At 36.8% G+C, this 12680-nt stretch carries 7 protein-coding genes; all 7 read left to right on the forward strand.

From position 1 onward, the window contains the following. The first annotated feature begins 20 nt into the window (after positions 1-20). From AACL31_RS03015 to recD, 7 genes are read left to right on the forward strand one after another with little or no spacing between them, the layout of a single operon-like run. A complete protein-coding gene (locus AACL31_RS03015) occupies positions 21-413 on the forward strand; it encodes a YgdB family protein (protein WP_310513266.1) in 393 nt (130 codons plus the stop codon). Next, positions 410-571: a type IV pilus modification PilV family protein gene (locus tag AACL31_RS03020; protein WP_339053741.1), complete on the forward strand. Its 162-nt coding sequence runs from the start codon at positions 410-412 to the stop codon at positions 569-571. The genes AACL31_RS03015 and AACL31_RS03020 overlap by 4 nt, the downstream gene beginning before the upstream one ends. Beyond that, positions 544-801: a hypothetical protein gene (locus AACL31_RS03025; RefSeq protein ID WP_310511255.1), complete on the forward strand. Its 258-nt coding sequence runs from the start codon at positions 544-546 to the stop codon at positions 799-801. Before AACL31_RS03020 ends, AACL31_RS03025 begins: the two co-directional genes overlap by 28 nt. Then, a complete protein-coding gene (recC, locus tag AACL31_RS03030; protein WP_339053742.1) occupies positions 779-4171 on the forward strand; it encodes an exodeoxyribonuclease V subunit gamma in 3393 nt (1130 codons plus the stop codon). Before AACL31_RS03025 ends, recC begins: the two co-directional genes overlap by 23 nt. Before the next feature lie 4 nt (positions 4172-4175). Continuing rightward, entirely contained in the window at positions 4176-7070 is a 2895-nt protein-coding gene (gene ptrA, locus AACL31_RS03035) for a pitrilysin (RefSeq protein WP_310511257.1), read from the forward strand. Beyond that, positions 7067-10675, forward strand: coding sequence for an exodeoxyribonuclease V subunit beta (gene recB / locus AACL31_RS03040; protein WP_310511258.1), 3609 nt, complete (start codon positions 7067-7069; stop codon positions 10673-10675). The genes ptrA and recB overlap by 4 nt, the downstream gene beginning before the upstream one ends. Then, on the forward strand, positions 10675-12513 hold the full coding sequence (gene recD / locus AACL31_RS03045) for an exodeoxyribonuclease V subunit alpha (protein WP_310511293.1): 1839 nt from the start codon (positions 10675-10677) through the stop codon (positions 12511-12513). Before recB ends, recD begins: the two co-directional genes overlap by 1 nt. Positions 12514-12680 lie beyond the last annotated feature (167 nt).

Below are 12680 nucleotides of genomic sequence, written 5' to 3' on the forward strand. Positions count from 1 at the left end.
TTTTATTAATGGTAATAATAATGCTTATTTCTATGAGTTTATTAATGTTAAAAGCGTTGCATCATCAGAATAATATATTGCAGATGTTGGAAAGTGAACGAAGTTATTGGCTTTTTTTTGAGCAAGCTGAGTCTGCATTGGCTTGGGGAAAATATCAACCTTGGGTTATGACTAAGGAAAAAAATGCCTCATGGTCTTGTCTGCAACCGTTAGGCGCGGATTTTAAAAGTTGTTTGCGTTACTATAAAAATGATTATTATCTATTAGCCGGCCATGCTTATTTTGAGGGTAAAGCTATATTTACACTTTATCAATGGCTTAAGAAAGATAAAAATGCCATATCTGGTTTTGTTCCTCTAAAACAGGGATGGTTGGATTTTTGTCCAGTTAAAAGAGCGGAATTTTGTCAATGAAAAATTCTAAGCCTAACAGGCAATCTGGAATGGCAATAACAGAAGTTATGGTAGCTATAGCCTTATTTGCGATTTCAGCTATCGCATTAATAAAATATGTTCATAATCTAATGGCTGGATTTTCTCTCGCATGGCAAAAACACAGCAATTTCGCATGATGCACACTTTTTTTGAAAGTGGAGAAGCGATGCTAGGCATTGACTCTATTAGTGCCGATATAACAAATGATATGCCTAAAAATATTGACTTATCATATCGTTACGTGAACATTACAGATAATTGTAAGCAGATATTAGTTACATTTAAGATGCCTTATAACCAATTAACTGCTGCATCAAGGTGGTACTGTTTGTCAGGAAAAGATTATGCTACAAATTTATCATTCTAATCAATTAGATATTCACAAAGAGCTTATTTCTAGTTTGATCAAAAATAATCCCTTGACCCAGCCGTTTGAGCAAGAAATTATTTTGGTTCAAAGTCCAGGTATGTCGCAATGGCTAAAAATAGAGCTTGCGCAAAGCTTGGGAATTGCCGCTAACATTTCTTTTCCGCTACCGGCAACTTTTATTTGGGACATGTTTACTCGGGTTTTATCTGATATCCCATCAGAGAGTGCTTTTACCAAAAAGGCAATGACTTGGAAATTAATGACAATTTTACCTTCCTTGCTACAAGAACCTGAATTCAAGCCTCTTAGACAATATCTTAATGAGGATATGGGTAAACGTAAGTTGTATCAGTTATCAGCTCGGATTGCGGATCTGTTTGACCAATATTTAGTTTACCGTCCCCAATGGTTAGAAAGCTGGCGTAAAAAACAACTAATTGAGGGATTAAGTGATAATCAGCAATGGCAAAAACGTCTTTGGTTAGCGTTGACAGAGTATACGGAAAAGCTTAATCAATCTAAATGGCATCGGGCAAATCTCTATCAACAATTTATACAAAGTTTGCATGCTAATCTGCCTTCACATATTAGGTTGCCAAAACGTGTATTTATCTGTGGTATCACCGCATTACCTCCGGTTTATTTGCAGGCATTAAATGCCCTTGGCCAGCATATAGATATTCATTTAATGTTTACTAACCCATGTCGTTATTATTGGGGAGATATTCAGAGCTATGCTTCTTTGGCAAAACTTGAACGACACAAGTTAAAAAATTATCGAAATAACCATGAAATTGCGCGTTTCAAGGGAGAAAGTTCACCTGATACGTTATTTAATCAACAAGGTGAACAATTTCTGACTAATCCGCTATTAGCTTCTTGGGGTAAATTAGGCCGTGACAACCTCTATTTCCTGTCTCAGTTGGAGCTATCTAATGAAGTTGCTGCCTTTGTAGATTTACCACGTGATTGTTTGTTGCACCAAGTGCAGCGAGATATTTTAGATTTAGAAGATCATGCGCAACTTGGCTTAACCGAAGCGAGTTATAATAATAGTCTTTCAAAAAGACAATTAAGCAAACAAGATAAATCATTAACATTTCATTCATGCCATAGCCCACAACGTGAAATTGAAGTATTGCAAGATTATTTATTGCGTCTCTTTGAAGACGATCCAAATTTAACACCCAAAGATATAATTGTAATGGTGGCAGATATTGATAGTTACGCACCTTATATCCAAGCGGTATTTAGTCATGTGTCCCCTGAACGTCGGTTACCTTTTTCTATTTCAGATAGAAAAGCCAGGCAGGTACATCCTATTTTGCAAGCTTTTATTTCGTTACTTGATTTACCCCAAAGTCGTTTTACCACAGAACAAGTATTAGCTTTATTAGAAGTGCCTGCACTGGCTCGTCGATTTTCTATTTACGATGATGAATTACTTTTATTGCGACGATGGATTAACGAATCAGGTATCCGTTGGGGGCTTGATGATGAAAACATTGCAATGCTGGAATTGCCAGCAACAGGGCAAAATACCTGGGCTTTTGGTTTAAATAGAATGTTGCTTGGTTATGCGATGGATAGTCATGTAGGGACTTGGAATAAAATTTTACCTTATGATGAATGTACAGGGTTATCCGTGAAATTAGCTGGGCAGCTTGCCGCATTTATTGATTCATTGGCTAGTTGGAGAAGTAAACTTAATCAGGAAAGGAAATTGTCAGAATGGTTGCCATTATGTCAATGCCTGTTAGATGCTTTTTTTGAGACTGATGAACAAATTGAAGCGATATTCATATTTATGCTCCAGCAATGGCAAAAAACGATTGAGACTGGAATAGCGGCAAAATATGAAGAAACAGTTCCTCTATCGCTTATTCGTGATGAATTAGCAACCTGTTTTGATGATGAAAAGATCAGTCAACGTTTTCTTGCAGGGGCAATTAATTTTTGTACTCTAATGCCTATGCGTTCTATTCCTTTTAAGGTTGTGTGTTTATTAGGTATGAACGACAGGATATATCCACGCTCAATACCACCACTGGGTTTTGATTTAATGGCTGAGCAGCCCCAACGCGGTGACAGAAAGCGTCGGGATGATGATCGCTATCTATTTTTGGAAGCTTTAAATTCCGCTTCTCAACTATTTTATGTTAGCTATATTGGGCATGCTATACGTGACAATCAAGCACATAATCCCTCGGTGCTAGTAAATGAATTACTTGATTATATTAGCCAAAGTTTTTGTTTAGAGGGTGATGAACATTTAAATATTGATCTTAGTGCTGATAGAGTAAAAGAACATTTAGTGATTAAACATACGCGAGTACCTTTTGCGACAGAGAATTATTTGCCTAATAGCATTCATCAGAGTTATGCCAGTGAATGGTTATCAGCAGCCAGAAAACAAGGTAATCCACGGCCTGAATTCTGTACTCTGTTAATGCCAATGATAGAACATGACAATGAAATATTATTAGAGCAGTTACTCTCTTTTTATCGACACCCGATTCGGGCTTTTTTTCAACAAAGGTTAAAAGTTAATTTTTTTAATGAAGAAGTACAATTACCGGAAGATGAGCCTTTTATTGTAAATAATTTACAACGATATAAATATAATGAACGCTTACTTAAGGCGATGATTTATGAAGAGTCACTGGAGGAGCTGTTAACGACTTTGCGTGCAACGGGTGGATTACCAGCAGAACATTTTGGTCAAATTTATTGGGAAAAACAGATCCAAGATATGCAGCCATTAGCTGATAAAGTAAAGATAAATTGTCATGAATATTTTAATAAACTATTCGTTGAACCCTTTGAGAATATTCGTTTGGCTGGACAATTACGAAATATTCAGCAAAACGGTATTATTCGTTATCGTCCTGCAAATTTAACGATTAATGATGGTTTATCTCTATGGATAGAACATTTAATTTTTTGTTTAACTGTTAGATCTGGTGAAAGTTACTATTGGGGAAGAGATAATAGTGAATGGTGTTTTGAGTCAGTGGACAAATATCAGGCGAAAATATATTTACAACAGCTCATTAATGGTTATCAAGAGGGGATGAATTCGCCATTACCACTTTTTAATAAAAGTGGCTGGAATTGGTTAATGTCATGCTATAACAAAAAAAGTGAACAATTTGATTTTGAGTCTGAGGCTGTTTTGCAAAAAGCAAAAATGCAGCTTATCCACTCCTTACAAGGTACCTATAATCAGCCAGGTGAAATGGAAGATAGCTATATTGGTCGTGCTTTCAGTAAAATAGATAGTAATTTGCTTGAAACAATACAAAAAAAGGCACGTACTTATTTATTGCCAATGGCAATCTATAGAAAAAATAAAAAGAGGATGTAATAAGATGCTTAAAGTAACAAGGGTTGTTATGAAAAACATGATAGTCGTGCTCTTATTACTATTTGGTACGGTAAGTTTTGCTAAGCAGAATTGGCAAGTTTTGCCTGATAGGATAAACAAAAGTGAAAAAGATACTCGAGGGTATCAGGCGATAAAACTTTCTAATAATATGATTGTATTGCTAATATCTGATCCGAAGGCCAGTAAATCATTAGCTGCGGTTACCTTACCAGTTGGCACAATGGAAAGTCCTGATCAACAACTTGGTTTGGCACATTACCTTGAACACATGGTATTGATGGGCTCTAAACGCTATCCTGAGTCAGGTGAAATATCAGAATTTTTGCAAAAACATGGTGGCAATCATAATGCTAGTACGGCTTCTAATCTTACTGCTTACTATTTAGAAGTTGAAAATGGTGCTTTAAAAGCAGCCACAGATCGCTTGGCAAGTGCATTAGCCGAGCCATTACTTGATCCTAAAAATGCCGATCGAGAACGTAATGCAGTCAATGCAGAATTAACAATGGCACGTGCTCGTGATGAAATGCGATTATGGCAAGTGCGTTCTGAAACACTTAATCCGGCTCATCCTAATTCACGTTTTTCCGGTGGAAATTTAGAAACCTTAAGCGATAAGCCTGGTAGCCATTTACAGACTGAGCTCAAGAATTTTTATTATCGCTATTACTCAGCTAATTTAATGAAAGGTATTTTGTATGGCAATGACTCATTGAGTCAATTAGCCAAAATCGCAGCTGAAACTTTTGGTCGTATTCCAAATCGAAAGGCTATTGTTCCTGAAATAACGGTACCCGCCATAACCGATAAAGAAAAAGGAATAATAATTCATTATGTGCCAGCACAACCTAAAAAAGTTTTGCAACTTGAATTTAGTATTGCAAATAATTTAACAGAATTTCGCAGTAAGTCAGATGAATATATTGGCTATTTGATAGGAAATCGAAGTCAAAATACCCTTGCTGATTGGTTACTAAAGAATGGTCTTGCTGAAGAGATTAATGTTGACGTTGTACCAGATGTTGATCGTAATAATGGCATTTTTTCAATAAACGTTTTATTAACGGATAAGGGATTGGGAAATAGAGATAAGATTATTGCGGCAATATTTTCCTATATTGATTTATTAAAAGAACAAGGTATTAAGAGTGGTTATTTTAACGAGATCGCAAATGTTCTGAAGCTTTCATTTCAACATAATTCTATTGTTCGTGATATGAATTATATTCAGCAACTATCTAATCAAATGTTGAATATCCCAATTGCACATGTGCTTGATGCTAATTACATTGCTGATCGTTTTGATCCAAAAGCAATAAGCAGCCGTTTAGCAGAATTAACTCCCTATAATGCCAGAATTTGGTTTATCGCACCGAATGAACCACATAATAAAGAAGCCTATTTTCTCAATGCTCCTTATCAAGTTGATAAAATTAACAGCCAACAATATCAGCGATGGGCTGATTTAAAAGAAGCAATGCATTTTTCGTTACCTGAATTGAACCCTTATATTGCTGATGATTTTTCTTTAATTAAAAGTTCTCGTCATTATCAGCATCCAGAATTGGTATATGAGCAAGGAAATGTGCGGGTAGTCTATATGCCAAGTCAATATTTTGCTGATGAACCTAAAGGTGGGATTGCGATAGATTTACGTAATGAGCAGAGCAGTAAAACGGCAAAAGCTCAAGTTAGTGCAGCGTTATTAGAATACCTGGCCTCTTTAAAATTGTCTCAATTAAGTTACCAAGCTTCCGTCGCCGGAATGGAACTGGTTGTGTCTTCAAATTTAGGCCTGCAATTGAAAACCAGTGGTTATACTCAACATCTAGCGGAATTGACGACAAAAATGGTTAAGGAATTTCTTACCTTCACAATTTCTGCTGACGAAGTTACACAAGCAAAATCATGGTATAGGGAACAGCTTGAAGTTAGCAATAATCTTAAAGCCTTTGAGTTGGCAATGCAGCCGAAACAACGTTTAGAAAAAGTACCTTATTTTGAGCAAGAACAGCGCTTAAAGGCCCTGGAAACGATCACAGCAGATGACATCCTAAACTACCGTCAAGAGACTATTGACAATGCTGCTTTACAAGCGATTGTATTCGGCAATCTAACACAAAAGCAAGGCATTGATATTATTAAGTCTATTGCCCATTTATTGAATAATAAAGGCAAGAATTGGTGGAGAGGGAATATTATGGTTGTTGATAAACAGAATAAAGTAAATTTCCAACATCAGGCAAATAGTACAGATAATGCGTTAGCAGAAATATTTATTCCGACAGGATATGATCGTTATAGTGGATTTGTCTTATCAAATATTTTGGCCAATATTTTACATCCTTGGTTTTTTGAGCAACTTAGGACGCAAGAACAATTAGGCTATGCTGTTTTTGCCTTTACTACTAGCCTTGGTGAGCAATGGGGATTAGGTTTTTTATTGCAAAGTAATAATAAAACCCCTGCATATTTGAATACACGCTATCAAAACTTTTATCAATTAGCTTTTAAAAAATTAAATGCAATGCCAAAAAAAGAATTTGAGCAATACAAAAAGGCACTATTGACGGAAATGGAACAGCCTCCGCAAACTTTTTATGAGGAGATAGATCGTTTTTTACCAGATTTTGTGAGGAATAATTTTGCTTTTGATAGCAGAAAAAAATTAATCAAAGTATTGAAAACGGTTACACAGCAAGATCTATTAACTTTTTATAACAATGCCGTTTTGCAACAAACAGGTTTAGCTTTTGTTTCACAAATTATTGCCAAAGAGGTTAATAAAGAAGGCTATGCTCAATTGAAAGATTGGATAACTTATCCGACTGCATCTGAATTACAAAAGATTTTGCCAATTGAGGTAGATGCTAAGTGAGTAATCGGCGAATACAGGCTTATCAACTGGATCCTTATTGTTTGCCTCTCTATGGCCAGCGATTGATAGAAGCTTCAGCAGGAACAGGAAAAACCTATACGATAGCTTTACTATATTTGCGATTGTTATTAGGTGTTGGGCAAAAAAATGCATTTTCTCGCCCATTAAGTGTTGAAGAGATTTTAGTCGTCACTTTTACTGAAGTGGCAACCGATGAGCTACGATCACGGATTCGCCACAATATTCATCAGATGAGAATGGCCTGTATTAGAGATGGTATTGGTTTTGATGAAAATTCAATATTCCGAATCTTACTATCTTCTATTGCAGATAAAGAGGTGGCTGCTCAATGGTTACTTGCTGCTGAACGTCAAATGGATGAAGCGGCAATTTATACTATCCATGGATTCTGTCAACGCATGTTGGTGCATAATGCTTTTGAGTCAGGTATGCTATTTGAGCAATCAATAATAAAAGATGAACATACCATACAAAAACAGGCTTGTGCTGATTTTTGGCGCTGCAACTGCTATCCACTGAATTATTCTATATCAAAAGTTATTGTTGATGAATGGAGTGACCCAGAGGCACTTTTAGCCGAAATAAAGCCTTATTTACAAGGCGATATTCCGAATTTTGTTAACCAATCGATTGAAGCGCAATCAATAAAACAGCGTCATCAGACCCTAATTGACACGATAAAAAAAGTAAAAGAGTTGTGGCTTTTAAATTCAGCAAGTTTCATTGATTTAATTACTGATTCCGCTATTAATAAACGTAGTTATAGTCGCCGTAATTTACCGGGTTGGATAGCCGCGGTCACTGGTTGGGCTCAATCAGCAACAGTCGATTATAAAACCCCTAAAGAACTAGCTCGTTTTTGCCAATCTCAACTGATAGATAAAACACCGACAGGTCAAGTACCTGAACATGAGGTTTTTCTTGCTATTGATAATTTGATGCAACAATCACTTACATTACGCGATATCATTATTTCAAAAGCGATTATTGACGTTCGTCAAACAATTGTTAAAGAGAAAAGACGACGTGGAGAGATTGGATTTGATGATTTATTAAGTCATTTAGATCAGGCACTACATGCAGAAGGTGGTGAGCGATTATCTAACACGATCCGTAATCGTTACCCGGTTGTTATGGTTGATGAGTTTCAAGATACTGATCCGCAACAATATCGCATTTTTCAACGTATTTATCAGGGGCATAATCATTGTGGTTTGTTATTTATTGGCGATCCTAAACAAGCTATTTATGCTTTCCGTGGGGCGGATATTTTTACTTATCTTAAAGCTAAAGATCAGATTGAATCACACTATACTCTTGATACTAATTGGCGCTCTTCACCAAGTATGGTAGCAGCTATTAATCAATTATTCAGTCGGGCAACAAAACCGTTTTTATTTGAGCAAATACCTTTTAACACAGTTGATTCAGCTTCTTCAAATCAGCATTTAGCATTTATTCATAAAACAGCAAAATTATCAGCTTTAAATTTTTGTTATTTAGATAAAGAAGCGGTTTCAACCTTGGACTATCAACAAACGATGGCCTATCAGTGTGCTAGTCAGATTTGTGATTGGCTTAAAGGGGGAGAGAATGGAACAACCTGGCTGTATCGAAATGATGTAAAACAGCCGGTAACAGCTGCGGATATTATGGTGTTAGTCAGAAGTCGTCGCGAAGCAGTAATGATACGAGAAGCATTAAGTAAATTTAATATTTCGTCAGTTTTTCTTTCTAATCAAGAAAGCGTTTTTGCTACTGATGAAGCGCGCGATCTATTATGGTTATTACAAGCCGTGCTCTCACCTGAAAAGGAGCGTACGCTGCGTTGTGCATTAGCTACTCGTTTAATTGGACTAAGTGCACAAGATATTGAGCAATTAAATCAAGATGAAAATCAGTGGGAGATACGGGTTGAAGAGTTTGCAAATTATTTATTGATTTGGCAGCGACATGGTATTTTGCCTGCATTACGAGCTATTATGGTTAACCATCGGATTGCTGAAAACCTACTGATGGATAATATAGATGGTGAAAGGCGCTTGATGGATGTGATGCATCTGAGTGAATTGTTGCAAGAAGCTGAATTACAGCTTGAAAGTGAGCATGCTCTAGTTCGCTGGTTAGCTCAGCAGATCGATCACCCCGATCCGTTAGTAGAAAATCAGCAAATACGTCTAGAGAGTGATAGTCACTTGGTGAGTATTAGTACGATCCATAAATCTAAAGGTTTAGAATTCCCGATTGTTTGGTTACCTTTTGCCTGTCAATTCTCGCAGCAAAAATTGGCAACGTTCCATGATCGTGATAATTTTCAAACTTGTCTTGATCTGACCCAACAAGAAGAGAGCATCAGGCTGGCTAATGAAGAGCGTTTAGCCGAAGATTTGCGGCTGTTATATGTTGCACTAACGCGCTCAAAATATCATTGTAGTGTTGGTATTGCACCTTTAATAAAAGGTCGTCCTAGTGGGGAAAGTGGTAATACGGATTTGCATCAAAGCGCATTAGGTTATTTATTGCAAAATGGACAGCCAGGTAATGCGACTTTATTGCGTGATGCTCTAGGTGCATTAGCGAGTGAAAATATTAGCATCACACCCGTTAGTGATATTAACTTATCGCCTTGGTACCCGAAAGAAAATACACCCGTGAAGTTATTGGCTCGAAATTTTACAGGACAGATCCAAAATACCTGGCGGGTTACGAGTTATTCAGGATTAACCTATCATGATATGTATTCTGATAAATTTACTGCTAGTGATATAAGTATTGAGATTGCTATACAAGATTTGGCACCTAAAATGGACGTTGATGCACAAGGTGACAGCTCATTGGTTCAAGGTGAAATAGCAGAGTGGAGTGTTCATACCTTTCCTAAGGGGGCCACAGCAGGAACTTTTTTGCATTCCCTGTTGGAATTACTGCCATTTAATCAACATCCACAAGAGTCTTGGTTAGCTGAAAAATTAGAGCAAGCCGGTTTTTCCGCTGATTGGGCACCGGTGCTTAAAATGTGGCTAATAAATATTTTTGACACCCCTTTACTTAGCGATAGCCTCAGCTTGTCAAAGATCACGCCTGAGAATCAATTAAATGAAATGCAATTTCATTTACCGATAGAAAAATTGTTATTGCCATCTGCATTAGATAGGCTAACTCATCAATATGATGTTTTATCTCAACGTTGCCCACCGCTTAGTTTTGAGCCAGTAACGGGCGTTTTAAAAGGTTATATTGATTTAGTTTTTTGCTGGCAAGACAAATTTTATCTGCTTGATTATAAATCAAATTGGTTAGGGGAAAATGGTCTGGCATATAGCCAGGAGGCCATACAGAATGCCATGATTGATCATAGATATGATTTACAGTATCAGCTTTATACATTAGCTATGCATCGTTATTTACGGAATCGTTTACCTAATTATGATTATCAAAAACATTTTGGTGGGGTTATCTACCTTTTTTTGCGTGGATTTGATGCGAAAAACCCTGGTTATGGTATTTATCACACTATTCCTCCTTATGCGTTTATTAATAGCCTGGATGAGTTATTTAATGCAACTAATCGAGGTGAGCAATGATGATAACTTTACTAAAGAGAGCTGCTGAGCTTAATTTGTTTAGTTGTTTAGACATACAACTTGCTATTCGGTTAGCTGATGATGAAAACCCATTATTGTTATTAATATTTGCAATATTAAGTGCTGAAACTCGAGCAGGTCATGTTTGTTTATTTATTGATAAGCTCGAACCCGCTTATTTATTTGAAGGTAGACAGGCGGAAATGGCTTTTATGCTCTGGGAAATGGCAGGAGCACCTGATAGTAACAGGATTTATACTGAGCTTAAACAATGTAATGCAGTTTGTGAGGCACCGCAATCAGCAGCAAAACCATTAGTATTATCAGATAACAAACTTTATTTTCAGCGGATGTGGGCTGATGAAGGATTAGTGGCTGATTTTTTTTCTCGCCATTTGTTAGAAACCGTTGATGAACAGCGATTAGCGACTATTTTAACTGGTTTTTTTGCGTCCTCGAAAACGCAAGATTGGCAAAAAATAGCTGTTGCTGTTGCAGTAACCAGTCGGATCGCAGTTATTTCTGGTGGGCCGGGTACAGGAAAAACCACGACAGTGGCACGTTTATTAGCTACTTTAGTCCAATTAAGTGATGAAAAGTTAATCATTCAGCTAGCGGCGCCGACAGGAAAAGCGGCTGCTCGATTAACGGAATCATTAAATAATGCATTATTAAAACTGAATTTATCTGCTGATGAGTATGCGGTTATGCCAGAACAAGCGCAGACTGTGCATCGATTATTAGGCGCTCAACCCAATAGCCAATTATTACGTTATCACAAAGACAATCCACTTTTGCTAGACGTTTTAATTATTGATGAGGCATCGATGGTTGATCTGCCTATGATGGCTAGATTAATTGAAGCTCTACCAGATCATGCCCGTGTCATTTTGCTAGGTGATAAAGATCAATTAGCTTCTGTTGAAGCGGGCGCTGTCCTAGGCGATCTTTGTCGTTTTTCAGAATCGGGATACAGTCGTGAAAGAGCGGCACAACTGACTAAAATCACAGCTTGTAATTTATCTGATTTTATATCGAATGATGGGCCAGAGGTTAAAGATAGGATTTGTTTATTACGAAAAAGTTATCGTTTTGATGCGCAATCAGGAATTGGTCGACTAGCTACTGCAATTAACAAAGGTAATATCAGACAGGTTGAACAACTATTAGCGCAGCAAAATGCGGATATTGCTTTTCATTCAATTGCTTCGTCTGAGAAATATGGCAAATTACTTTTTGATGCGGCTGAATGTTACCGTTGCTATCTGGATATGATAAAAATGGGTCGAGATCCCGAAGAAATCCTGACTACTTTTAATCGTTATCGTTTATTAGCTGCTTTGAGGGAAGGACCATACGGGGTTACAGGGTTAAATGATAAATTAGAACAGCTTTTACATCGTCAAGGAAGTATTCGACGGCCTGCCTATAGCTGGAATAAAAATTATGAAGGTCGCCCAATAATGATCACCAAAAATGATCGTCCTCTTGGCTTATTTAATGGTGATATTGGTGTTATGTTACGGGATGGTCAACAAGATTTAAAAGCCTATTTTCAGCTGCCTAATGGGGTGATAAAAAAAATACAACCCAGTCGTTTACCTCAGCATGAAACTGCGTTTGTTATGACAGTACATAAATCTCAAGGGTCAGAATTTGAACATGCCGCATTGGTTTTACCGCCGATTTTTACTCCTATTATTAGTAAAGAGCTTATTTACACTGCAATTACCAGAGCAAAAATTCAGTTGATGATTTATGCTGAGCGTCATGTTTTTGCTAAAGCGTTAATGACCTCAACGGAACGGCACAGTGGTTTGATTGAGCGCTTACTTTAATGGAAGTAGAACCCATTTTATTCGTTATTTTGTTTGATATTATTAATAGTGAATATCAATAGCGATAAAAGTAAAAAATAATAAATATTTAATTGTAGCGAACTGAATTGAAGTATTGCGATATATAACTTTAGTTTTTGCTTTAATTAATTAGTAACTTATTGCTA

Origin of the sequence: Arsenophonus endosymbiont of Crataerina pallida (assembly GCF_964020125.1) — a bacterium.
In the GTDB taxonomy this organism is placed as follows: domain Bacteria; phylum Pseudomonadota; class Gammaproteobacteria; order Enterobacterales; family Enterobacteriaceae; genus Arsenophonus; species Arsenophonus nilaparvatae.